Annotated in this window: 24 protein-coding genes; 13 read left to right on the forward strand and 11 right to left on the reverse strand. The window is 43.5% G+C overall.

Features of this window, described 5'->3' with window-relative positions; genetic code table 11:
- Nucleotides 1-51 precede the first annotated feature (51 nt).
- Nucleotides 52-1,560: a DUF262 domain-containing protein gene (locus J7J62_08585; protein ID MCD6125208.1), complete on the forward strand. Its 1,509-nt coding sequence runs from the start codon at nucleotides 52-54 to the stop codon at nucleotides 1,558-1,560.
- Between the two features lie 8 nt (nucleotides 1,561-1,568).
- On the opposite strand, the gene J7J62_08590 is transcribed toward J7J62_08585, so the two are convergent.
- Genes J7J62_08590 through secG form a run of 4 tightly spaced genes read right to left on the reverse strand, consistent with a single transcriptional unit; the run spans nucleotide 1,569 to nucleotide 4,348 of the window.
- Nucleotides 1,569-1,970 carry a hypothetical protein gene (locus tag J7J62_08590; protein ID MCD6125209.1) on the reverse strand — a complete coding sequence of 134 codons (402 nt, stop codon included), beginning with the start codon at nucleotides 1,968-1,970 and terminating at the stop codon, nucleotides 1,569-1,571.
- Nucleotides 1,971-1,974: 4 nt separating this feature from the next.
- On the reverse strand, nucleotides 1,975-2,697 hold the full coding sequence (locus J7J62_08595; protein ID MCD6125210.1) for a tetratricopeptide repeat protein: 723 nt from the start codon (nucleotides 2,695-2,697) through the stop codon (nucleotides 1,975-1,977).
- Nucleotides 2,698-2,711: 14 nt separating this feature from the next.
- A complete protein-coding gene (locus J7J62_08600; protein ID MCD6125211.1) occupies nucleotides 2,712-3,896 on the reverse strand; it encodes a deoxyguanosinetriphosphate triphosphohydrolase in 1,185 nt (394 codons plus the stop codon).
- Between the two features lie 44 nt (nucleotides 3,897-3,940).
- A complete protein-coding gene (secG, locus tag J7J62_08605; GenBank protein MCD6125212.1) occupies nucleotides 3,941-4,348 on the reverse strand; it encodes a preprotein translocase subunit SecG in 408 nt (135 codons plus the stop codon).
- Between the two features lie 134 nt (nucleotides 4,349-4,482).
- Between secG and J7J62_08610 the strand changes: the two genes are divergently transcribed.
- The 9 genes from J7J62_08610 (at nucleotide 4,483) to J7J62_08650 (ending at nucleotide 12,058) form a co-directional block, all read left to right on the forward strand.
- Nucleotides 4,483-4,704: a DUF2905 domain-containing protein gene (locus J7J62_08610; GenBank protein MCD6125213.1), complete on the forward strand. Its 222-nt coding sequence runs from the start codon at nucleotides 4,483-4,485 to the stop codon at nucleotides 4,702-4,704.
- A gap of 16 nt (nucleotides 4,705-4,720) precedes the next feature.
- Nucleotides 4,721-5,518: a class I SAM-dependent methyltransferase gene (locus J7J62_08615; protein MCD6125214.1), complete on the forward strand. Its 798-nt coding sequence runs from the start codon at nucleotides 4,721-4,723 to the stop codon at nucleotides 5,516-5,518.
- Between the two features lies 1 nt (nucleotide 5,519).
- Nucleotides 5,520-6,407: a decaprenyl-phosphate phosphoribosyltransferase gene (locus J7J62_08620; protein ID MCD6125215.1), complete on the forward strand. Its 888-nt coding sequence runs from the start codon at nucleotides 5,520-5,522 to the stop codon at nucleotides 6,405-6,407.
- Nucleotides 6,408-6,420: 13 nt separating this feature from the next.
- Entirely contained in the window at nucleotides 6,421-6,744 is a 324-nt protein-coding gene (locus J7J62_08625; protein ID MCD6125216.1) for a DUF59 domain-containing protein, read from the forward strand.
- 10 nt (nucleotides 6,745-6,754) lie between these two features.
- Complete coding sequence (locus J7J62_08630) at nucleotides 6,755-7,495, forward strand: GHKL domain-containing protein (protein MCD6125217.1); 741 nt, start codon at nucleotides 6,755-6,757, stop codon at nucleotides 7,493-7,495.
- A gap of 53 nt (nucleotides 7,496-7,548) precedes the next feature.
- On the forward strand, nucleotides 7,549-7,809 hold the full coding sequence (locus J7J62_08635) for a hypothetical protein (GenBank protein ID MCD6125218.1): 261 nt from the start codon (nucleotides 7,549-7,551) through the stop codon (nucleotides 7,807-7,809).
- A complete protein-coding gene (locus J7J62_08640) occupies nucleotides 7,802-8,062 on the forward strand; it encodes a hypothetical protein (protein MCD6125219.1) in 261 nt (86 codons plus the stop codon). The genes J7J62_08635 and J7J62_08640 overlap by 8 nt, the downstream gene beginning before the upstream one ends.
- Before the next feature lie 138 nt (nucleotides 8,063-8,200).
- The gene (locus J7J62_08645; protein ID MCD6125220.1) at nucleotides 8,201-9,343 is read left to right on the forward strand and encodes an aminotransferase class I/II-fold pyridoxal phosphate-dependent enzyme; all 1,143 of its coding nucleotides are present in this window, start codon (nucleotides 8,201-8,203) and stop codon (nucleotides 9,341-9,343) included.
- A 9-nt stretch (nucleotides 9,344-9,352) separates the two neighbouring features.
- A complete protein-coding gene (locus J7J62_08650) occupies nucleotides 9,353-12,058 on the forward strand; it encodes a T9SS type A sorting domain-containing protein (protein ID MCD6125221.1) in 2,706 nt (901 codons plus the stop codon).
- A 23-nt stretch (nucleotides 12,059-12,081) separates the two neighbouring features.
- Here the strand turns inward: J7J62_08650 and J7J62_08655 are convergent, their stop codons facing one another.
- From J7J62_08655 to J7J62_08685, 7 genes are read right to left on the reverse strand one after another with little or no spacing between them, the layout of a single operon-like run.
- Entirely contained in the window at nucleotides 12,082-14,433 is a 2,352-nt protein-coding gene (locus J7J62_08655) for a PAS domain S-box protein (protein ID MCD6125222.1), read from the reverse strand.
- 3 nt (nucleotides 14,434-14,436) lie between these two features.
- Nucleotides 14,437-14,841 carry a hypothetical protein gene (locus J7J62_08660; protein MCD6125223.1) on the reverse strand — a complete coding sequence of 135 codons (405 nt, stop codon included), beginning with the start codon at nucleotides 14,839-14,841 and terminating at the stop codon, nucleotides 14,437-14,439.
- A 12-nt stretch (nucleotides 14,842-14,853) separates the two neighbouring features.
- The gene (locus J7J62_08665; GenBank protein ID MCD6125224.1) at nucleotides 14,854-18,483 is read right to left on the reverse strand and encodes a hypothetical protein; all 3,630 of its coding nucleotides are present in this window, start codon (nucleotides 18,481-18,483) and stop codon (nucleotides 14,854-14,856) included.
- Nucleotides 18,484-18,492: 9 nt separating this feature from the next.
- Nucleotides 18,493-18,963 (reverse strand): hypothetical protein, encoded by a 471-nt coding sequence (locus J7J62_08670; GenBank protein ID MCD6125225.1) that lies wholly within the window; start codon nucleotides 18,961-18,963, stop codon nucleotides 18,493-18,495.
- A 1-nt stretch (nucleotide 18,964) separates the two neighbouring features.
- A complete protein-coding gene (locus J7J62_08675) occupies nucleotides 18,965-19,903 on the reverse strand; it encodes a hypothetical protein (GenBank protein ID MCD6125226.1) in 939 nt (312 codons plus the stop codon).
- The gene (locus tag J7J62_08680; GenBank protein ID MCD6125227.1) at nucleotides 19,900-20,352 is read right to left on the reverse strand and encodes a type II secretion system protein; all 453 of its coding nucleotides are present in this window, start codon (nucleotides 20,350-20,352) and stop codon (nucleotides 19,900-19,902) included. Before J7J62_08680 ends, J7J62_08675 begins: the two co-directional genes overlap by 4 nt.
- Nucleotides 20,336-20,866 carry a GspH/FimT family pseudopilin gene (locus J7J62_08685; GenBank protein MCD6125228.1) on the reverse strand — a complete coding sequence of 177 codons (531 nt, stop codon included), beginning with the start codon at nucleotides 20,864-20,866 and terminating at the stop codon, nucleotides 20,336-20,338. Before J7J62_08685 ends, J7J62_08680 begins: the two co-directional genes overlap by 17 nt.
- A 108-nt stretch (nucleotides 20,867-20,974) precedes the next feature.
- Here J7J62_08685 and pyrG point away from each other — a divergent pair, with 108 nt between their 5' ends.
- The 3 genes from pyrG to J7J62_08700 form a co-directional block, all read left to right on the forward strand.
- On the forward strand, nucleotides 20,975-22,633 hold the full coding sequence (gene pyrG / locus J7J62_08690; protein MCD6125229.1) for a CTP synthase (glutamine hydrolyzing): 1,659 nt from the start codon (nucleotides 20,975-20,977) through the stop codon (nucleotides 22,631-22,633).
- Nucleotides 22,634-22,659: 26 nt separating this feature from the next.
- Complete coding sequence (locus tag J7J62_08695; GenBank protein MCD6125230.1) at nucleotides 22,660-23,754, forward strand: DNA double-strand break repair nuclease NurA; 1,095 nt, start codon at nucleotides 22,660-22,662, stop codon at nucleotides 23,752-23,754.
- A 12-nt stretch (nucleotides 23,755-23,766) separates the two neighbouring features.
- On the forward strand, nucleotides 23,767-25,013 hold a 1,247-nt coding region (locus J7J62_08700; GenBank protein MCD6125231.1), incomplete at its 3' end, for a DUF87 domain-containing protein.

Below are 25,013 nucleotides of genomic sequence, written 5' to 3' on the forward strand. Positions count from 1 at the left end.
GGTCGCGTGTTGGGGGGGGTTTGGGTAAAACGGGCTTCCTTGTTCTAGAGCTTGTTAAAAGGGAATCTGATAGGTAATCTTATATTGTGGAAAACAAAAGATCGTTTAAGGTCACTGAGGAATATTGGCAACATAAATTTACCAGAACCAAAAGAAGGAGATTACATTTACTATGTTTTGGACGGACAGCAACGATTAACATCTCTTTTCGCGATAAAAAAGGGAGCCATTGTTGCAAAAGAAAATCAAAAACCGATTGATTATAAAGATATATACTTAAACTTGTCACTTCCACCTAACACAGATGAGGATATAGTTACTACAGAAAAAAATAATGATTTTACCTATGTGACACTTTATGAACTTTTAAAATCAAAGCTAACGCTATTGTTCAAAAAATACGGTGAACACAAGGCGGACCTTATTGAAACATATAAAAACAGGATAATTAACTATTCTATCCCAGTTGTCGAGCTAACAGATTGCCCGTTAGATATAGCATGCACCATTTTCACAAGAATAAATACAGGCGGCACAGTACTTACTCTATTTGAAATAATGGTAGCTAAAACTTACGATGAAACAAGGAATTTCGATTTATCCAAGGAATACGAAAGATTAATCAACAGTAATGGTGAATGTAAGGATTTAGAGGATTCAAACTATGATACTATCCCTGAATCTGTTGTCCTACAGTGCATCGCAGCATATATCAAAAACAAAGTATCAAAGAGAGAAATATTAAGACTGAATAAAAACGATGTTATAGAATCATGGAACATAGTAAAAGAAAGAGGGATATTCCCAGCGGTCGATTTTTTGAGAAATAGCATAAAAGTGCCAGTCTCGAGCCTTATGCCTTATTATTCCCTATTAGTACCATTTTCGTACTTTTTTATAAAAAATTATGAGAAAAACGGAAGCGAAACTACAAATAATATTCAAACCAAACTTCTCACACAATACTTCTATTGGGCTTCACTAACAAATCGATTTACAAGTGGTGTTCCCGCAAAAATCGAACAAGATTTACTAAAAATGGACAAAATTGTCAATAACGAACCGCCTGATTATCCAGAAGAAGAACTTAAAATTAGCTTTGAAGATTTAATTGAAAAACGATTCAGCACCTCCGAGGCATACTGTAAAGCATTGCTGTGTGTTTACGCAGCTAATAATCCCCTAAATCTAAGAAACAACTCATCAATAAGGCTTGACAATTCATGGCTTAGACGAGCTAATAGTAGAAATTATCATCATTTCTTCCCGCGGGCTTATCTTAGGAGAAAAGGCATCAATGATGATAAAGCAAATGTGATTTTGAATATAATTTTGGTCGATGATTACTTAAACAAAAGAGTAATCGGGGCTAAACCCCCATCGAAATACATAAGAGAATTTATGAGAGAGAATGACGATATTGAGAAAGCACTTAGATCACATTTCATTAACGATGCTGAAAAATTTGGGATCTTCAACAATGATTACGAAGCTTTCATCCAAGAAAGAGCTAAGGTAGTTTCGAGAAGATTACGCTCACTTCTACGGCCTAAAATATAAGGTAAATCCTATCCTTCCTCACCCTTCTCAGTCTCCGCTTCCGACTGAAGTCTTTCCGCGAGCACTCCGATAAATGGTATTCGCCACAACCTTCCCTGAAGAACTATCACAACGCCAACAAGCGAGGCTATAGCCGCAAGAAACAGCGCTGCTTTCCAGAAAAGTGCCCCAAGAAGAGCTATAACCTCGAACAAAAACAGTATTATCCCCTGCTTGGCGTGTTCGAAAACGAATTTGTTGTTTCTGCCCTGAAAGTAAGGAATAAAACATAGAATGGGTATATAAGCCAATACCGCCAGCGCCTTGCCCTCCTCCACCTCATCGTGCTCAAGCTCTGGGGTTTCGGCGCCAGCTTTGGATTTCTCCCCTTTAGGAACGAAATCGTCAAATATGTTGAATGGCTCTTTCATTGGTCTATCCTTCGGGTTTCTTGGTTAAAGTTTGCGACTCTATTTGCGGTGTCAAATTAGCCTCAAGGCGCGCAAGGAAAAGCTTAACGCGTTTCGTAAGCGTGCTCTCAGGATATCTAACTAAAAACTCCTGATAAATTTTAAGTGCTGTCATGGGGTCACCTTTAAGCTCGTAACATCGCGCCATAGAAGCCATAGCCTCATCAGCACGGAAAAAATCGGGATAACTGTCTACAACCTGCTTATAGTAGCAAATAGCCTCATCATATCGGGATTTGTCCTCATATATCGCACCTAAACCAAAAAGCGAGGCAGCAGCAAGGTCGGAATCCTTGTCCTCAAAAGATAGATACCGTTGATACAGAGCAATAGCCGAATCGAGATATCCGAACGCATAGTAAAGATGAGCCAGAAGGTATGTCGCAGTCTTCGCTGGTTTCGTGTTGCCGTAGTTGTTTACCAATGACTGAAGCGTGTCGAAAGCCTCACGATACTGCTCCGCGCCCATCATAATATATACCAAGCCAAGCTTTTCCTGTGCATCCTTCTTATGTTTGCTTCTATATCCAAGATAACCGAAAATAGCAGCCACAACCGCCACAACCACGACAGCGTATGTTATAAACTTCTGCGGATTCTCCTTGGCGGCAGTATAAATCTTTATTATATCTTCCATGAATCTGTCGCGTTTAAGCTCGTGTCGATCTATTTTCTTCCTCTTCGCCATAGCAACCTTTCCTTTCAAAGCAACCTTTCGTATGGGTCAAAAAGTTTTTTGTACTCAAGCATTGCGTATCTATCCGTCATTCCTGCGATATAATCCGCTATTACCCTTTTTATTGGCTCGTGTTCAAGCCTTTTCCGCGATGTAGTCGGCAATTGGCGCGGCTCCTCCAAGTATGCCTTAAATAGCGCCTCGATTATGAACCTCGACTTCATACTCATTCTTAATACTTTATAGTGTCTGTAAAGATTTTCAAAGAGGAATTTGCTCGCGTACTTCATTTGCTCGGATATTTCATCCGAAAAACCTATCAATTGCTCAGGATAGGCTCTGACATCATCCACTGATTCAGGAGCTACTTTCTCTATCCTTCGCTTCGATTCCTCGATAACATCAGTAACGAGCGTATTTATTAGCTCTTTTATGCACAACGAGCGCCATATCTCGTCATCCACGCCGGGATACATTTTCCTAACCCGCTTTGATATCTCTCCAAAAAGAGGAAAACCTCGTTCGAGCTCCTCAGGAACCAATATTCCCGAATATAAGCCGTCATCGATGTCATGGTATGTGTAGGCAAGTTCATCCGCAATATTTACTACCTGCGCCTCAAGAGATGGCATTTTAGTTGATTCACCGAAAAGTGTTCTCTCGCCGGGATGGTCGTAAGGCGTGAAGTGCTTTTCTATACCCTCCCTCGTCTCATAAGTAAGGTTTAATCCCGGAAACTCAGGGTATTTTCTCTCAAGATACTCCACTATGCGCAACGATTGCCTGTTGTGCTCAAATCCGCCGATGTCACTCGTTAGTTCATTCAACACTTCCTCGCCAGTATGCCCGAATGGGGTGTGTCCAAGGTCATGGGCAAGCGATATAGCTTCGACGAGGTCAGTATTAAGCCTAAGCACTCGCGCTATAACACGCCCTATGGTCGCCACCTCTATAGTGTGGCTCATTCGGGTGCGGAAATGGTCGCCCTCGTGGTTAACGAAGACCTGAGTCTTATATTGCAGCCTTCTGAAAGCCGTTGAATGAATTATTCGTTCGCGGTCGCGCTCGAACGGCGGGCGATACGGGTGGGGTGGCTCAGGATAATGTCTGCCCCGGCTTTTCGCGCTATAACACGCATACGGCGCAAGACACTGCTCCTCAAGTTCGAATAAATCACTTTGGGCAAAACTTTTGGGAACATTCTCCCCCATAATTATGCTTATCGAGGTTAGAGTTCTAAGCATCACAAAAAACTTTACTGACCAGCGGGAGCGGGTTGTCCTGATGGCGTGGGCTGTCCAGTTGGAGCGGGCTGACCAGTAGGTGGTTGAGTTGGTGCAGCCGGTTGACCCTGCACAGGTGCAGCCTCTTCAGGAGTCATAGGCACAGTAGGCGCGGCTTCCCTTTCCATCATCGGTCGTGGACGCGATGGCGAGGCAAGATAGTGATTAAGCGCAAAAATAAGAATCAAAAAGATTATCGAAAGAACGGCAGTAACTTTGGTTAGAAACGCCATCCCACCTCTGCCACCGAAAAGCTCGGTAGCATACCCGCCACCGCCGAATGTAGCGCCAACACCGTATTGGCTTCTCGGCTGAAGAAGAATCGATATTACTATCAATATCGCGTCAATAACGAGCAATGCTAAAAGTAATTTCACCATATTTATCGCCTCTTTTTAACCTTCGCTTGCCAAAATAGAAACAACTAAAACTTAGTCAAGATAAATTTAATTATCCGAAAAAGAACAGCCAATACTTGTTGCGACAAACTTGGTTTGTGGATAATATTTTTAATATGCTATCGGAACTATCGAAAATACTTTTCATAATAGGCATTATAATAATACTTATCGCAGCGCTCGTTTGGGTTTTCGCAAAAACACCTATAGGACATCTTCCAGGCGACATAGTCATCCGAAAAAAGAATTTTGTATTTTACTTTCCCATAATGACATGTATTTTGCTATCCATAATTTTAACTTTGGTTCTTACTCTTATTTTCCGTAGATGGCAGTAATAGAAAGGAGAATTTATTGGCAAGGACAAGCGAAAGAAGTCACTGGGAAAAATTTTGGTCTCAGAAAAAGGACCCCAGCCAGATTTACGATACCTCGGGCAGGATAGTCGCTGCGCTTTCAGAGTTCGTGCCAGACCTTAATGGCAAGTGGATAGCTGAGATAGGCGCAGGAACGGGAAGGGATAGCTTTACATTAGCAGAATCTGGGGCTAATGTGGTGGTGCTCGACTATGCCGACGCCGCGATGGAAATAATAAAAAATTTGAACGAAAAATCGAGGGCAAAGGTCTTACCTGTTCAGGGGAATGCTTTCGCGCTGCCGTTTCCAGATAACTCGTTTGATGTGGTATTCCATCAAGGACTTCTCGAACACTTCCGGGACCCATCAGGAATTTTAAAGGAGAACTATCGCGTATTAAAACCCGGTGGAATAGCCATAATAGATGTTCCGCAAAGATGGCATATCTACACAGTAGTCAAACACATACTTATCGCCCTCGATGCGTGGTTTGCGGGCTGGGAAACTGAATTTTCGCTCGGACAGCTTGAAAACATTTTGCGCCAGCATGGGTTCGAGCCAATAGGTTTCTACGGTGACTGGATGTATCCATCATTTTTCTATAGAGCATTTCGCGAGATACTCTGGAAATTTGGCGTTAAGCTCCCGTTATACCCGTTTAAAGTCCCTGTGCTCTGGAAGTTGAGGAAATATCTGCGTGAAAAGTTAAGGCGAAAAAGGCTTTTCTGTTACACAACGCTTTCCATAGGGGTTATCGCCAGAAAGCCGGAAACAAACGAAACGGAGAAACAATAACATGCTGAAACAATACCTTAAAGCTATCCTTCGTTCGATGCGCCCGATTCAGTGGACTAAGAATGTCTTCGTTTTTGCAGGGCTTATTTTTTCGCAGGAATTTTTAAATCCACAAAAATTTTTAACTTCACTTTCTGCGTTTGGGGCTTTTTGCATACTATCGAGCGGAGTTTACATGCTCAACGACATCGCCGACCTTCCATTCGACAGGCTTCACCCGCAGAAGCGAAAACGCCCGCTTCCCTCAGGACAGTTGCCATTATGGCTCGCATGGGTAAGTATGGTAATACTAATTGCGGTTGGGCTCATCTGGTCTTATACGCTCGGTAGGGGAATGTTCTTGATAGCCCTCTCCTACTTTATTCTCCAGCTCCTTTATTCCGTATGGCTTAAACACATGGTTATAGTAGATATCTTGGTTATCGCATTAGGATTTCTTCTAAGAGCTGCTGCTGGGGCAGTAGTGCTATCGGTGGTTATTTCGAACTGGCTCATACTTTGCACGAGCTTGCTCGCCCTCTTTATGGTGACCGCGAAACGAAGGCAGGAACTTTGGCGAATAACTAATGAAAACCAGCACCTAAGCCGAACCGTAATGAAATTCTATGACATAAATTTTTTGGACCAGCTTCTTACCATCGAGGCAGCGGCAACGCTTACCGCATACTCCCTGTATGTTTTTTCACCCACTACTATTAAAAACTTCGGCACACCATACCTTGGATTTTCGCTACCATTCGTTATCTATGGCATTTTTCGCTATTTCTACTTAGTCCACATTGACGGCAAAGGCGAGGAGCCAGAAAAACTTGTTCTTTCGGATACGCCTTTTATCATTAACTTACTCCTGTGGGTAGCAACAATATTAACGGTTATTTACATACTTTAAATTTGGAGGCAAAATGGATAAGGAAGCTTTAAAAGAAAAAATAATAGCAGCACTTCGGAATGTTTACGACCCAGAAATCCCTGTTAATGTTTACGACCTCGGCTTCATATACAACATCGACATTTCAGACGAGGGCAAGGTGCATATCCTCATGACTCTTACAGTTCCAGGTTGTCCGATATATCATATTATAACGCGGAATGTAGCCGAAACTATAAAGCAAATAGAGGGCGTAAAGGATGTCGAGGTCGAGTTAACATTCGAGCCGAGATGGTCGATAGACAAGATAACAGAAGAAGGCAAGAAAAAACTTCGCGAATTAGGTTACAACATCTAACTGTTTTAAAATGATAATTGCAGCAATATTTTTTGCTCTCGGTTTGTTTTTAGGCTGGCTTTTGTTTCGCGGAAGCCGGAGAAAAGTCATCTTAGAATCCCCGAAGGACAGCGAAATACATGAACTCGCCCGTTCGCTTGCCCATGAAATAAGAAATCCGCTCAACACAATAAGAATGAACTTGCAACTTATATCGGAAGAACTGGGTGAAAACGAAAGAATAAAACGCAGAATAAGCCTGATAGAAGACGAGATAAAACATCTTGATATGATACTTAAAAGCTTCCTCGACTACACACGATTGCCAGCTCCCAAACTCGAGAGAATAAACATAAACAAAGTCGTAAAAAATGGTGTCGAGATGATTCAGCCTCGAGCGGGAGGAATACGGATAGAAACCTCACTTGCTGAGTCACTTCCTATGATTTATGCGGATAAGGCTCTGATAACAGAGGTTTTGCAAAACCTCATTCAAAATGCTTTAGATGCGAGCAAAAGTGGTGATAAAATAGTTGTAGAAACCGGGAAATCGGATATTGGGGTTTACTTCGCAGTCTCGGATCAGGGTAAAGGGATACCACCTGAGGTTATGGAAAAGATATTCAAGCCATACTTCTCCACCAAACAGGGGGGGATAGGGATTGGCATGGCGGTTGTCAAAAAAATTGTTGAGGCTCACAACGGCAAAATATGGATTCAAAGTCGCACTGGCACGGGCACAAGAGTGGTGGTCGAGCTTCCGATAAGATAAAATTTTGATTAAAAACTATTGAGAAAAATGATAACAGCGATATAATAAATAAGATGGAATATTGGATATATATAATTCTTATTATCAACATTTTAGCTGTAATTTGGGACCCCCATCCACTGGTGAGACTCAATGCGGCGATAGTTTCTGCGATAGCTTTAATAGCATTGGGAAGGATTTTCACAAAAAAGCGACGCAAACACTTCGAAAAACTTCAGGCTGAGTTCGAAGCTCTTCAGAAGGAAAATGCCGAACTTAGGGAAAAGCTCGAAAAACACGGTATAAAAATATTAAGGCAGGATGACAATGTTTGAGATAATGCTGATAATATTAATGGTGAATTCGATAATTTTAATCATTCTCTCAAAAGCAGAGGGTTACTCGGGACTATGGCCCTTTTGCGTTCTTCAGATTATAGGTCTTTTAGCGCTTTTTTATATTCATGTAAGAACCAGAAAGGGCAAAAAGGAAAGATTGCAAACAAAAATAGAACATCTCAAAAGGGAAAATCAACATCTTCGGGAGTTCCTTAAGAAACTTGAGGAAAAGGATAAGACGGAAGGATAAAAAGATTCATCACTAAAAAAAGAAAGGGATGTTAACTATCTAATTTTCAACTTATCTGGCTGGTTACTTAACTTGCTGACCAGCCATTTTTTTATATTATTAACATTGCGAGAAAAAATTAATTCTGCTATGAAATTTATGAACGAAAAACTCAGGGAATTCATTTCATACCCGTTCGCGGAGCTCGATTCGTTAAAGGAAAAGCTCAAAAGAGCTGGCAGAACCATAATAGACATGGGAGTCGGCGACCCCGACTTTCCACCTCCAAAAGAGATTCAGGGGGCACTTGTAGCATCGCTTGCCAATCCAAAAACGCACAACTATCCATCGTACACCGGCGAGAGAGAATTAAGGCAAAGCTTCGCAAGATTTTTCCTGCAAAGATACAAAATAAAACTGGACCCCGAAAAAAACATACTCGTTCTTATTGGCACCAAGGAAGGAATATTTCATCTTCCGAACGCTATTCTAAACAGTGGGGACATTGGAGCTTACACAGAACCCTGCTACCCAGTTTATAGAGCAGGTATCGTTCTTGCCGGCGGAATCCCGAAAGAATTGCCGCTCACAGAGGATAACAATTTTTTCCCCGATTTATCGACACTCGATGATAATGTGAAGCTTCTTTTCATTAACAACCCAAACAACCCGACCACACAGGTTGCAACCAAGGAATTTTACGAGAAACTCGTTACAAAAGCTCATGAAAAAGGTTTCCTTATAGCCAACGATGCATCTTACAACGAGATTTACTTTTCATCACCGCCACCTTCGATACTTGAGATAGATGGAGCCTTGGATGTGGCAGTTGAATTTCACTCGCTTTCCAAAACTTTCAGCATGAGTGGTTGGCGGATAGGTTTCGTGGTGGGCAATAGCGACGCTATTTTTGCGCTCTCAGCCCTTAAGAAAAACATTGATTCAGGCGTTTTCAGGGCAGTGCAGGCGGCAGCAAAAACCGCGATAGATAGCTATTGGCAAATAAACGACGAAATAAGAGCGATATACCGCGATAGAGTGAAAACATTCAAAGATGCCCTTACAAAAAGCGGACTTGAAAGTTTCAACTTCGGTGCTACATTTTACATCTGGACCAAAATTCCCGATTCATTCGGGAGCTCGTTTGAATTCGTGAAGTTTCTGCTTGAGGAAACAGGGATACTCGCTATGCCGGGAGAGAACATGGGACCAAGCGGGAAAGGGTTCGTAAGGTTTTCGATGACCGTTCCCAACAGGAAAATAGAAGAGGCTATGGATAGAATATCAAAAATAAAATTTTAGGGGGTTATCATGAAGAAATTTGCTTTCATTCTTTTGTTCTTTTCACTTTTGGTTTCCCAGGAATTTGTGGTTACCAACGCCAGCCGTGACCAAAAATTTCCAGTCATAGCCTCGGACAGAGATTGCTTCCTGATAGTTTGGGAAGACCAGCGATATGGTATTGGCAATACAGACATTTTCGGCGTTGCCATGTGCGATACGGGAAGGTTAACGCCTATTTTTGCGGTATTCGGACCGGCATTTTACAACGAGATACGACCAGCAATAACGACAACAAGCGTCGGCGGCGAAGCGTTCGTGACATGGCTCGATTACGCCTCAGACCCGACAATAGATACAACGATGCTCATGAGCGGAGTTATCAGTTGTTCAGGAGTGTCGGGCAGTCCAACCGTTATAGCGAGGATTGACACCACAGGCTACGAAAGTCCAGCGGTAGCGTTCTCCGGCGATGTTTACCTCAATGTCTGGATGTTCACTGGCTCACGCCAGCAGGTTAAATACGCAGTTCTCGATACTCTTTCATCTCTGCTCGGAAGCTATGGAACCCTGTCAGGTCCCGCAGGATGTTATCCTGATGTTGCATTCAACAGATTCCGATTCCTTGTTGTCTGGCACGACTCCACATCATCAGGCGAGGGTATATATGCGCAATACTTCGATTCCGCCGGAATGCCTATAGGTTCGAGTTTCCTCCTGGTAAACCATCCTACCGCGACCAAACCCGCAGTCTTCGGTGTTTACGGCAGAACACCAGCAGAATCACCGTTCATAATAGTCTGGCAGGAGAACGAGGGTGTAACCGGGCAGGACATATATGTTGGCAAACTAACACCACCCGCCACAACACTTTCGATGACCTTCCCTGTGGTAAGAAGAATGGGGGACCAGGAAAATCCTGACATAGCGAGCGACCGCCACGGCTTTCTCATTGTCTGGCAGGACAATCGCCGCGAGACCGACATCGACATCTACGGAAAATATTTCAATGAAAATTTATTGCCCATAAGCCGCGATACAGCACTATGCACAGCGCGAGGAGCACAGATATACCCCCAGGTCGCCTACAGTTCAAGATTCGACAAATACATGGTCGTGTGGCAGGATAGAAGGTCATCGCTAAACTGGGACATCTACGCATTCATGTTGGACGAAAGCCCGATTTACCCGACCCCTTATGTTGCAACAGCTTTGCCATTCGAAAATGAGATTCTATCGTGTGATTCTCCAATAGTTTTCTACCTTGCTCTGGACGACCCGCTCGATACGATGACCGTTCAGATAACCTATGGATATGGGATGTACACTGCCTCAGACCCTGAAGTGTGGATTGACAGCAACAAAATCTTCTTCCACCCCGATTACCCGGATTCATCAGAGGAAACACTAATGGTATGCCTCGTTCGGGCTTCCGACATTTCGGGCGATACGCTCGCATTTCGATTCTGTCGCCACATAATATGGGACGACCTTGCCCCCCGAGTCGTCAGCACATCGCCATCGGCAGGAGCGACGATAACATCACCGCCACTCACCATAAACGGCACATTAAACGATGTCACTAAAATAATACTCGACAGCCTCGTCGTTAATGGCCGCGCATTCCAGCCCGGAGATACAGGCTTCAGTTGGAACGGTATAAATTTCTCCCTCGATGTCAGGGTATCGGGGGTTTCACTTCCGGAAACCAACATCGTTTGTGTTCACGCCAGGGACAAGAATTTCTGTCCCAATGAGCTTCACTACTGCTGGCGGTTTTTGATAAGAAGTGGCTCTCCACCTTCAGTGGTCCCGCACATTCCAACACCGGGAAGCGTAACAGCATGTTCAACACAGTCTATACAGGTTCTTATAAATGACCCGGATGGCGTTGACCCCACATCGATAAGAATGATGGTGGATTCGGTAACATACAACTATCCAAGCCACATGACCTATACGGCGCCTCTTTTAACTTTCACTCTTGACACGGCATTCAATGAGGGCGAGATAAATGTTTCTGTGGAATATGTTGAGGATGTGCTTGGCTACCACATAACCTCTCCAGTGAGATGGTCGTTCATAGTTGATAGAAGTCCGCCCACTGTAGATTCGTGCTCATATCCCGATGTGTTCGATACCACCCTGTCGGGGGATTTCCTCATCTATGCTTCGGATGCGTACACAGACTCATTAACACATAGATTCTGTTTCATCAGCCTTTATTATCACACAGGGGGTCTGATAAGGCGCTGGCGAAGAGATAGCCTTCTGCACCCCGCGCCAAATGTTATTGGTGTCGAAGAAAGCAAGTTCCTCGGTGCTATAAGAGGAGCAAGCACATCATCGAGCGATACATTCAGGCTTTGTGCAAGACTGGCTGATGGTCCAAAATATTGCCGCCCAAACATGCTCGATACATGCTGGCGCGTGATATACATAAGCTCCGGAATCAGCGAACCTCGCAACATTAAACCGACAATAATAACATTAACTGCATCACCTAATCCGTTCAACAGCTCAGTAAAACTTCAATATTCGGTCCCCGGGCTCGGCAACATAAAAATATTCACGATTAATGGGAAGCTTATCTACCAAAAGCGAGTCAAGGGTGAGGGAACAGTAACATGGTTCGGAAAATCGGATGACGGTGTGACAATGCCCTCGGGTGTATACATAGCCATGCTCACCAACGGCACGGAAAAGCAAACATGTAGAATGTTTCTCATAAGATAGATGCTACATGCTTAAAAAACTTTCTAAAGCACGCTTTCGATGACTTCGATGAGCTTCTTGGTCGTGAAAGGTTTTTTTAGGAAAGCATCACTGCATTTCTTGTAGGAAGGAGGAAGGTCTATCATCCCACTCGTGCATATTATTTTTATGTGAGGGTACTTTTTCTTTATGGATGACAACCAATCTATAGGCGATTCTCCCTCGCCAATGCTTATGTCGGATATTATAAGCTTTATGCCCTCTTTCATTTGTTCGAAAAGCTTTTCGGCTTCCTCCACAGTTTTTGCCACGCTGACTTTCCGGCCCTCCTCGGCGAGAGACAACGCGAAAAGCTCACACAAAACATCGTCATCCTCGAGAACAAGAACATTGCTTTCCTCCTTGCCCTTATGCTTTGCGGTTTCCACTTCAAGGACTAATTCTGGTTTTTCAGTTACAGTACTTAAAGGTAGATAAATCGTGAATGTGGTTCCTTTTTTGGGTTTGCTGTCGACAGTTATGAAACCATGATGAGCTTTTATTATTCCGTATGTGGCAGCAAGTCCAAGCCCCGTTCCCCGTTCTTTCTTCGTTGTGAAAAAAGGCTCAAAAATGTGCTCCATGGTCTCCTCGTCCATCCCTATGCCGGTATCGCTTATAGTTACCGTAGCAAATGTCCCGGCTCTCGCCTCTATATTTGTTTCAAGTAGTTCATCGCTCACATCCTCAATAGCAGTTTTTACAGTTATTACACCCCCGTCTGGCATTGCATCCTTCGCATTAACAAGGAAGTTAAGAAGACAATTATGAAGGCCCACCTCATCACCCATAATCATTATGTCGTCCTCAGTGTACTCCTTTACGACCTTGATGTTATCTGGAATCATTCCAGCGAAGTTCTCAAGCGAGCTTTCCACGAGTTCGTTAAGATTTACTGGTTTGAGCTCACGCCTTATGCTTTTTGAAAACGATAGTAATTGCGCTACCGTGTCTGCTGCCCTTTGGCTGCTCCTCAGTATAGCACCAACTATCTTGCGCTCCGGAGCGGTCGAAGCCATGGTGTGCATTAGATGAGATGCATAGCCCATAATCCCCATTAGCGAATTGTTGAAATCGTGAGCTATGCCGCTAACAAGTCTGCTCATCGTATCGAGTATCCTTATTCTTTGCTTTTGCTCGAGAAGAATCTTACTTTTGCTGATATCGCACAATATTCCGAATACAACCTCCTCCCCTTTTATAGTGATCTTTTTGGCTTTAAGATTTATCCATTTCATACCGCCAGCTTTGCAAAGCCCGAGGAAATCGAACTGGAATCTCTCGCTTATGCTATCGAACTCGTCCATAAGTTTCCTTTTAACGAATTTCTTGAAGGATGGTGCAACGAAATCGAGATAATTTCTGCCGATAAAATCCTTTTCGCTATCATACTCAAAAATCTCGGCCACCGCCTTGTTAACATACTTTATTACTCCATTCCTATCCGTCATAAACACGCCATCAAGCGCATTCTCAACTATGAATCTATATTTCTCCTCACTCTCATTAAGAGCGTATTTCATTTTCACCATGTCGGTGTAATCCTTACCAATAGCAAGCATATACTCTATTTTTCCCTCCTCATCGAAATAAATTGAGAACTCAAAGGCAATAATTTTGGTCTCACCGTCAGCAGCCTTTATATGAATGTTTCTGGTGGCTTTGGTTTTCTTATTGTTTATTATGTCCCACAGGAATTTCTTTATTTCAGCCCTCGAATCGGGTTCGGCAATGAACTCATCCCATCTGCTTGCATTAATATAATTTGTGCTAAGCCCTAAAAGCCTTTGCGTAAATGGATTTATTCCTATAATGCGGAATCTAGGAAGAAAAACCGCCATAACTATTGGAACATTCATTATTATTTCGTTGGTTATTTCGAGCAGTTCCTGATTCCTCCGAATCTCAGTAACATCCTCCATTATAAGAACAGCGCCCTTAACTTTGTTCTTGTAGAAAAGTGGCCTAATAAGCGATTCTATCACTCTGTCCTCATGATTTCTGAACTCCGCTCTTGCGGGGAAACCATTTAAGGCGGACTTTAACTTGCTATCAAAAAGTACCTTGTCACGCGGCAAAAGCAAATCAATGAGATTCTTCCCTTTATGGTCTTCGTCGGAACCAACGATATTCTGAAAGGCTTTGTTGTAAGTTAATATTCTGTAATTTCTATCTATTAATACCACGCCGTCATCGATGTTCTGTAAAATCAGCTCCTGAAAACTTTTAACAGGAATCTTGCCTGCTTTGTCGGAAAATATGATTGGTAGCCTTTTAAAACGCTTTAAGCGTAAAATAAAGAATACAGGCAACATAAGAGGCAACAGTTTGATGAAATTTTCTATAAAAATTCGCATTATTTATCGTTTCTCCTCCTCAGGCAAAATCATTATTGCCTCAACAAAGATCTTTTTGCCTTTTCTCCGAAGCCTTACTCTTACATTCTGTCCCTCCTTTAGTTCGCCATAAGGTATCAATTTCCCTTTTTTGTCATAGACCACAAGCCCTTTCCGCTTTAGCCGATAATACCTCTCATCTATCGCGATTCGGTTCTTATCTAAACCCATAATCTGGCCATCAACGGTAAAAAGCGTTTCGACACTCGCATTTTCTGGTATTATAGGAGGAATTTTAGGATCCTTGATTCGCGCTGGCTTATCCTCTTTTATGCGTGCCCCCACAACGCTCCGCGGATTGACCTGAGCAAACAAGTTTATTGCAAAGATAGCCAAAGCCATTAAAAAGATTATTTGTCTTCTATTCATTGTTCCTCCTTCTTACTTACCTCTCCAGAATATGGTGCCGCTTTTGGGGGACCTTACCGATGCCCTCGCTGTGGAAATAATGCCTGTAGAAAGTTGCACAGATATTGCGGCTTTATCAGTAACTCCAATGTGAGCAGCAGGCGCAGACGGCACACCTTCACCCAACTCCACGGATGTGTATAGCCATCCTGATTCGCTCGCACCAAGAATGCTCGTCCTGCCGGGAACACCAGTTAAATAATCGAGACCGTAAAGATAAGATGTCCCTCCGAAAGAACATATGTCCTCGTCCGGAATGAAAGAAGCAAAGAACACAACCTCACCGATGACGAGCGGCCTTGTTATGACTCTTTCGCCCGCCCTGAGTCTTCTGACCCAGCCACGAGAAGAAAGCACCCTGACAACGAGACTATCGTAAATCATACCATCGGGGATTGTCGGCGAGTAAACATAAGTTCCCGTATCCGTAAGCTGCACGCTGAAATCGGTCACATCGTAAAGGTCAGCGAATCGATATGTTTCGCTTCCATCGCTCCATGCTGAATCCTTAAGCGCGAAAATGTATTGTTGCGAGAAGTCGGCTTCATCAATATTCGAGAAGTATCTTCCCGTCCCGAAATAAAGCCATAGATTACCCTGCGGGTCAACCGTCGCCGCGCCAGGAGCAGTAACTGGCGCCGGAACATCCATAAGCACCGAGAGACTCCATGTGGTAGGGTCGTCCGAACTGCCAGTAGTCACACGATAAATTCTTCCGTGCCATGAGCCGCCCGAATAATAGGAACATCCATAGTAGATAACATCGACATTGCCATCCACATCCACATCCACCGGCATAGCCTCACCCGAATGCGCGTTATCGTGCTCGGAAATGAACAACGCACCATCAGAGGGGTCAGCAACATTCAACGCGAAGAATATCGCCTTATGTGAGCTAAAACCGTCAAGGTCGGTGGGACCCGAACCAGAGATAAAGAACCACTTGTCCCCCACTTTGGCTACTGCAGGATAATTAACTGTATATCCGAGCAATGGGTCCCATAGCTCCCACAAAACTCGAGGAGTATCGGGAATAGTTACATCGAGGCAAATGAACGACGAGTTCAACTGGTTGGTAGTGACCACAGTTCCAGCAGGCGCCACCGGGAAAGATGTTTCCGTGAATATCGATGGAGGAACCAATCGCCAGTGATTAATCTGCCATCCAAGATTGTATGGGGTGCCGCCAAAACGCAACCCCATTATCAAAATTGTTCCCCATCCATTTGTGTGGACCGTGTCGCCCTCGGTTGGGAAAACCCTTGCATCAAAAGCCTTTGACTTGGAATCAACATAGTAAACATGACAATACTCTGGGTCGGTAAGCCACTTTAAATGTGGAATCACGGAAAACGGTATTATAGCCCATATTTCCTCACCAAGGTCGTATGAGCCCGGGTCGAGGTATCCTCTAACATAAGGGTCTGAGCGTTCGTGGTATCTGCCCGCGTTGAAGGCATGTATCATACCACTATTCGAGCCAACATAAACTCTCCCCTCACGGTCTTTATACCTTCTATAAAATTGCCTGTATGTTCTATCTCCGTAAACGAGGTCGTATCTATCTTTCGGGGCACCCACGAATGTTGGTGATGAGTGAATTATATCACCAAGTTTCCACACATTCGTTCCTATGGTTCTTTGTCGCCAGTAAATGCTTTTGAAATCCTCACCTCTTATAAACCTAACAAGACTGTCCACATCATCAGGAGTCTCTACATCGAAAAGCTTGCGCAGCTTTTTCATATCATCTGATGGGGTAAAATCAATAAGATTGAAGACTGTGGGTGAATCAACAGGTATTGGCATAGTTGAATCTACGGACGCGAGTGTTGCACACGGCAAATCAATCATTATTCGCCTATCGTCCGCATCCTTGGTCAAAAGCATACTTCCTGCCCGCCAAACGGAGTTTATGTAGTCCGGGTCCACGGCGTCTATGGTATCGTCTATCTCACCGTCCCCGTCATCATCCTCGAACCGATGGACAAGCGTCTGGTTTCTGTCTGAGTGAAACCTTATTTGCACTATGTAATCAGTTTTAAGGTCCAGCTTTTTATCGTGATCGGTGTCCTCACGGAAATTACCCCATGGGTCAACCCACAACGCATGAAGGTCGCCAGTCCAATCGAGCTGAACAGAGCCCGTAAACTTTGAAGGAGAAAAAAGCGCCTGAAAAATCGTGCCCTCACCCTTGGTAGATGTCGTCACCACTGATACACCCGAAGCGGAAGACACATTTCTCATAAGGTCAATAAACACCTGAATAAGCGCCGCCTCAAGAAGATAGCCATCCTCAGCTCCGAAGTAAGCATCAGGAACGCTATCTCCATCCACATCCCACTCCACTTGAAGATCAGGAATAAGGTTTCCGTTCCTGTCCTCAAACGCACCATTTATAGCTGCCCTCTGAAGAATCTCTATAGCATCCCTTGACTGACCGAAAGTATAAATCGTATAAAGAGTTAGATTTTGCATACCAGTGAAATCACTTCTCAGGTCGTTGGTGTGTGCCCACAATGCCACATCGTCGAGATAATCTGAACCATCACTCGCCCACGGATATACATTTGGATTTTTCCCTGGGGGAACGGGGTCATCACCGTCACCGTCGTAGTCTCTAAGCCAGCTTGGAATGTCCCTGTCTTGAGTGCTTTCACCGTCAGTAATAAGTATCACATAGTTCTTTTGGCACCAGTACTCTATCGGGTCGTGGCTAGCGTAGTTAACACTATTATAGTACCCCGTTGTTGCCTGAAAAAACCTGGTTCCCTCGTAAAACGATTCCGCAAGCGGTGTCCATGTATTACAGCCGATGTTCTCAATGTCATCGACAAGGTCATCGACATCCGCCCCCATCCATTCGTAAATTCTACCGCCCTGGTCATTGTTGAAATGCATTATGGCGTAGCGTATTCTATTGGCAGTGTTCTGGATAAACCCGTGAGGATTTTCCGGCCCTATGATTTTCTTTTTGGCGGTCCACTTGTACGAATAGCTTCCTGAGGTACAACTACTTCGCCTATAAGCCTTTACATAATCGTAATAGCTATTGTAAAAACGCCACCTGCAGCCATCGTCACACCACCAATATTTGTAGAAATACCTACTTTGAACCGGGTCCTCCCATATCAGAGTTTTGGGACCTGGAACACTTCTATCCTGAACTTTACCGCCCACAAAAACCTTTCTTGAAATGTCTATTCTTCTTGACATCAACCAATTAAGGAAATTGCCCTTGAAGCGCTTGTGGGCAGGGTCAGCGTCAGTGGATGTCCCCCAGTTGGTGGTATATTCGAACCTTTTTGTCGCATCGTTGTAAACATAGTAGCTATCGGGTTCAGCATAGCCGTAATATCGTCTGTTAGGGTCATAGCTTCCGTAATCGTAAACCTCCGGTGATGACGATGTAGTATCGACATAGGCAGGCCAGTTCATGGAACCAGAGTTGTCAAAGATTATAAGCACATTAGGCATTACATTCTGCGTGAGGAACGGTGGGTAGGCGCAGGGAGCGGTGTTCCCGGGCTCTCCAGTGCCAACCGGTGGCACCGCCAAAAGTACACTAAAACAAACCAAGAAAATTATCGCCAACTTTTTCATAGAACCCTCCTATCGGGCTCTTATCCCGACTATTTTTCTATATACGGTCTCAAGAGTTGTTTTTTCCTTCTTTGGACCTGTAGCTGTTGATTGAAGTCTGTAAAACACCGCGCTTCCCCCAGAGGAAATTCCCGTCCCTATTCCCTCATAGCCGGTGCCGCCAAAAGCTATATTCGCACCACTAACCACACCCGAGAAAAGCTGTTCGACTGTTACCGTAACACTCTTTCCCGCGACATTAAGGGGGACCACACTTATATCCTGCGCCTGCATAACGGCCTCCTCGATTTTAGCGAACCCTATCTCAAGCCCCGACTCGGCTGCCTCGAAAGTAGTAAGGTAGCGACGCGAACTCCCTGTAACCTTAACGCCTTTAACAAGCAGGTGGATGCTTATACCCACTATAATCATCATAAAAATGACCACCATAATAACGGTTAGCATAGCTACACCGCGCCTATTTCCAATTTTTGCTCGCATGCTAAAAGTTCCTCGGGCAAACGCTGCTTTCCCAGATATTGTATCTTTTGTGTTCCCCAATATCACTCACATGAACGACATTGTTACACACAACGATTGAATCAAATGGGGTAACATAACTTTGGGCTTGAGGAGTCGCCGTGAGAACATTCAACTTAACGAGTCTGATGTTTTTTATCAGCGATGGATTCGATATTACGGATGAGAGGTCATATACTATTTCATCGCTATCCTGTTGCCTGTCGCCATCGAGGTCGAGCCAGAACGAAACCTGAAAGTCTGCCACATTGGAGACGAACGCGTCGTTGTTCCGGTAAAGCGTATCGCCTGAAAGAGAGTAGGTTACCACTTCCTCACCGCTTGTGTCAGCCAGTGGGAAAACGAAATTTCTACCGGTCGAAACGATGTTGTCGAGCTGAACTATATATGCGTGTGTGCTGTCGGGCATTATCGTCGGCGTAAGACTGACAACCCTGTATCGCGGCATACCCACCCTTTGTCCGGTGGGAGTCAAAATTGTTATCACATCACCGACAACGAGGTCATCTCTATTATCCCATCTTCTAACCGTTATCTGAGGCACACCCACCGAGGGAGACAAAATGTAAGTCCATCGTGCACGCTTTCCTCCAACGCCAAAAGAGGTAGCGCGCAATGTCACGATATCCGAGCCATTGTATCCGCCATTATCGGTTATTTCTATGGGCATTTCCTGAGATGGCAGTCCGAAACCCGCCATCATTATGTCCCATTTGGTGAAGTCTGTCGCCACCTGGATGTCAACCTGCTCAAGAGATACTTTTTCGTGGGAGAATGTGGCCGAAAAGAAATTGGAAAAGACATAAAATGTTGCACTGAGTAAAACCCCCACCAAAACCATAGCGACGAGGATTTCGGTAAGTGTCATTGAGTCACGAAATTTTAGCAAACCTTTGCTCATCTCGGCGCCGAAGTTTTATAGGTTAACAAGTTAACCCTCTTTATTCGCATTTCCACGGCCGGGTCGTGCCACTCAACAAAAATGTTTATGGTTTTAACACCGCTCGTCGGCGAATCATTAACCACATTCCACCCAAGAACATAAAGTGTTCCCTCAACCGTGACTGAGTCGGTGTGGTCGTAGGAAAGCGTATCCCAGAGGTCGGTGGTGTCGCCATCATCGGATATTAATGGGTCGCCGAAGTCAAGGGAACGAAATTGTTCCGCATATTGCTGCATAAGAAGTCTTGCCTGTGCAATGCGCTTGTTGTAAAGGTTCGTCTTCATTATATAAGCTGCCATGGGCATGAGTGCTAACCCCGCTATAAGCAGAATCGTGAACGCAACCATAACCTCGAGCAAGGTCAATCCACATCGTGCTGAAAGCCTTATTTTATTCCCACCCGCCATTTTGAAACTTTCTAACTATTGCGGTTCCCACAGTGTTAACATTCACGGCGACAGTTTTGTCACCATCGGTAAAATATACTGTCCCTGCTGAAGATGCTCCTGAACGAGGTCCGAAAACAACTCTGTTTCCCGAAAACGATATTCCATCGCTGGGGATAGCTCCAAGTCCGAGGGAAGTTAATACATCCTTTCCGACTCCGAACCTTATCTGTCTGGGAAGCTCCGTCCTGCCTTCCTCAACCCATAATGTTCCCGACTCAGAACGCATTATTCGCCAATATTGCGGGTTCGAATCAGGGAAAAATTCTACTGCGCAATCAGAACCCGTCTCAAGCGCTCTTTGCCTTGCGAGTGAGAGGTCCTGTTTGAGTTTTAGCGCAGCTCCGGAAAGCCTGAGTTTGTTCCCAAACGGACGCAGGATGAAAAATAACGACGCTACAAGTATACCTGCTATTACTATTATGGTTACTATTTCAAGTAAAGTAACACCTTTTCGCAGCACTCGCCTTTTCACAAGTTATATATATTGATATTGAAAGTGTTTTCAAGCCATATTTTGTGGCGAGCTATGCTACAACCATTTCGCTTGCGAAATATTCTCTTTTTGATAAATTCATAAATGATGAAGAAAACCGAAAAAACTCCGAAATTCATAGTTATAACTGGCGGAGTGCTTTCCGGGCTTGGCAAGGGAATTTCAACCGCAAGCATAGGGCATCTTCTAAAATCCCGACTAAGAGTTATTCCAATAAAGTGCGATGGTTATCTTAACACCGACCCCGGCACGATGAATCCCATAGAGCACGGAGAGGTATTCGTTCTCGATGATGGCGGTGAGGTCGATATGGACTTCGGACACTACGAACGATTTATCGGGGTCACATGCAAAACCAAGTGGAACCTTACCATGGGCAAAATTTACGCTCGGATACTTGAGAGAGAAAGGCGTGGCGATTTCCTCGGGAAAACGGTACAGCTAATACCCCATGTGACGGATGAGATAAAGTCGCATTTCTGGGAGATAGCTCGCGAAGAAAATGCGGACATAGTGCTTATAGAGATAGGCGGTACTGTTGGCGACATGGAAAACGAGCTTTTCATCGAGGCAGTAAGGCAGCTTGGACAGGATGTTGGACCGCAAAACATAATGTACATTCACCTCACATACATACCAATCCCGAAAAATGTTGGAGAGCACAAAACCAAGCCAACCCAGCAAAGCGTTAAACTTCTCAACGAGCGCGGAATAAGACCAGATGTAATAATAGGTCGCTCGGAGAAGAAACTTCCTCAAAAAGTTAAGGACAAAATTTCGCTTTTCTGCAACATACCGCCAAAATCAGTTATCTCGGGAGATGATGTGGCAACCGTCTACGAGATACCTCTACGATATGACGAACAGGGGCTTACAGCTATAATACATCAGCGACTAAACATATACTCGCCCCCAAAACTTGATAGGTGGAAAAAATTGGTTCAAAACATTCTCAATCCTAAAAAAGAGGTAACCATTGCTATATGCGGAAAATACACGGCGCTTCACGATTCATACGCTTCGATAATCGAGGCACTAACTCATGCGGGAGCTCATCTTGAAACTAAAGTAAACATAAAATGGATTGAAACAACGCGAATAGAGCAAAAGAAAATTTCTGTCGAGAAAGCTCTGGCAAAAGTTGACGGTGTTATAGTCCCCGGTGGTTTCGGTGTGAGAGGAATTGAGGGCAAGATGGCAGTAATAAAGTATTGCCGGGAGAACAAAATCCCATTTCTGGGAATATGCTATGGCATGCAGCTTGCTATAATAGAATTCGCGCGCAATGTCTGCAAACTCGAGGGAGCCAACACCACCGAAGCAGCCGAGGAAGGAATAGAGGTTAAACACCCGGTCATATGCCTTCTTCCCTCGCAGAAGGGGCTCAAGAAAAAGGGCGGCACAATGCGTCTTGGGGGGCAGGATGTTAAGATTAAGCCGGGCACCATGGCATACAAAATTTACCGTAAAGAGTTCATACGCCAGCGTTTCAGGCATCGCTATGAGGTCAATCCTGATTATGTTCACATTTTCGAGGAAAAGGGACTCGTATTTTCAGGCTACGAGCCTAAAGAAAACATAATGCAGATAATGGAACTCCCTGACCATCCCTTCTTCATAGGTGTTCAGTATCATCCCGAGCTCGTTTCAAAACTTGAGCACCCTGAGCCGCTTTTCTACCATCTCGTCAAAAATGCGCTCAAACGCGCAGAAAAGAGAGTTAAGGTTGAGAGGGGGTTGTTGTAGAAAAAAAATAAATTTGTATAGAGATCATGCAAATAATAAATCAAGCCAAACATTCTCTTAAAACTCAATTTGAAATTATTAAAAGAGAAATTGAGTCCCTTCCAGAACCCGAAATCTATAAACTCAACCGAAGGAGCACCTTACAAATTTCTGCGGCAGTAGCTGTAGATGCTGGGCAAAGCCTCTTTAGGGGTATTCTAAAAGAAATGGGTATCATGCTTTTACAAGTGGCTTCCTCTGAAGATGAAATGCCAAAATCATATGTATTCTGGCTTAATCCGATTCTAAATGAAGAAGATAAAAGATTACAGGTAAAAAGTCAGCTTAACGAATGGATTACCAATGATGAAGCTATCAAAGATTTCGTAATGGCAATGGAATGGAGTGAAGTTACTAGGGAAGGGATAATGCCACCGGGGTGTTATGAGAATATAAATACACTTGGAGATTTCATTAGAGAACTTTTAGAATGGAGTAAACTTTACCAAACTGCTTTATTTCTTAGAGAAACTCAACAAAAACTTCCCAATATTCAGCCTGTACTTTTAAGAGATGGAACTTTAAGGTTCAATCATATGGGAGAAAATCACGCAAAAAAGCTTTCCGAAATTTTTAAAAAGATTGGTATCCCTTTGCTTGGAATTAGCAAAACTTCTAAATTGCTAAGAAATCCTCTTATAACAATGTGGCTGAAGGTTCACGATGTTTTTAATAGGAAGGGTCCCTTTTTGATAAAATTACCTTATGAAAAATTTAAAGAGTTAGGATTCAAATTAAGCCGATATTTTGGAACAGAGGAAGAAAGCCCTAAAATGAGATTCGGTAGGTATGTAATAGCTCGTTTTGACTCTTTACCAGGGAGCAAAAACATATTTGCTGTTGATATACCTCATTATTATTTTGAATCGAAATCATGTTTTGATAAATTGCTAATTATTTTATCTGGCGTTGCAGAACACTCTACAGCTACTTCTTATCCAATCCCTGGATATCCTTTTGCTCTCAAAAAAGCACATGAAAAAGTAGTTTTTACAAAAGATAAAGTATATTTACTGGAAAATACTTTAAGACGAACTTTACCACCTGATGTTTATGATATGCTTAAAACACTAGAGCTATAGATAGGAGGAGACATGAGCAAAGAAGGTGACGCTGTTATAAACAAAGGGAAAGAAAAGGATCAATTAAAGGTCGGTGTTGTCATAGGCAGAGGAAAAGAAAAGGATCAATTAGAGATAGTTGTGGCTTTTCAAGAAAGAGAAAAATCTCCTAAACTGGGAGAATTCTTAGTCATAGAAGAAACAGAATTTATGAGGAGAAAACTGCTGGCAAGAGTTGAAGAATTTTCTTATGGAGACTTTCAGGCAACAAAAGATGAAAGAATAAGAGCATTAGTTGAGAAATATGTTAGAGAAGTCACAGGAGTAGGGCGAGAATTATCTGAGGAGGAAAAAAAAGCTCTGTTTTTTAGGCACTATATACTTAAAGTTTTAGGAGAAATAGAAATAAGAAAAGAAGTTGACTCTCAGTCTAATGAACAGAAAGAGATTGGAAGAATAAAAACTGACTACAGACTACTTCCTGAATTAACTTCTATCTGTCGATATCCTACAGATCAAGAATACGAGATCATAACCAGTGCAGGATTAGATAAGGCTGCTCATCTTCTACCCATAGGAGATCTTTCCCTGGGCGAAGAGATTAAAGATATAAAAGTGATTTTCGATTTAGATAAATTTAGAGATAAAAGAACTGCAATATTTGCCCGAACTGGATATGGTAAGAGCAATCTATGCAAGCTAGTGACATCTATGGCTTCTTTAACAGGAGAGGGTTTGCTTATTTTTGATATGGAAGGTGAATACGCGTTCCGTGATCCAGAAAAAGACACTCCAGGACTAGCAGATATTCCCCAAATTAAGGGCAATTTAGTTATTTATACGAATAGAAAAGATTACGATATGTCACGCTACGAAGATATCTGGATATGTTCTCCCATCAATCTAGAACTTTTAAGACCCCGGCAAATTGCTTCTCTTTTCCCAGAGGCAGGTGGTAGAGAAGAAGCAGCAGCAATAAGGAATTTTAGAGACTTAGCTGAAACGCCTCAATGCCTTATAGAATTAGCCCGACTTTACGAGAATCCCCGAGTTGACCGAGATAGAGAAAGACGATTATGGGACGACCCTTTTCGGACCCTAAATGCGACAGATGCACAGAAACCTGTTTTGAGGCGGAATTTAAGATGGCTTTTACCATTACATAATTCAAATGCCCCCAACATTGTCACGGATGTTATGTGGCATCTTGCCCGTGGAAGAACTGTAATAGTAGATTTGAGCATTTTACCTTTAGAAGTTGGCATTTCCTTATCTAACAC

The sequence above is a fragment of the bacterium genome, from assembly GCA_021159335.1.
In the GTDB taxonomy this organism is placed as follows: domain Bacteria; phylum UBP14; class UBA6098; order B30-G16; family B30-G16; genus JAGGRZ01.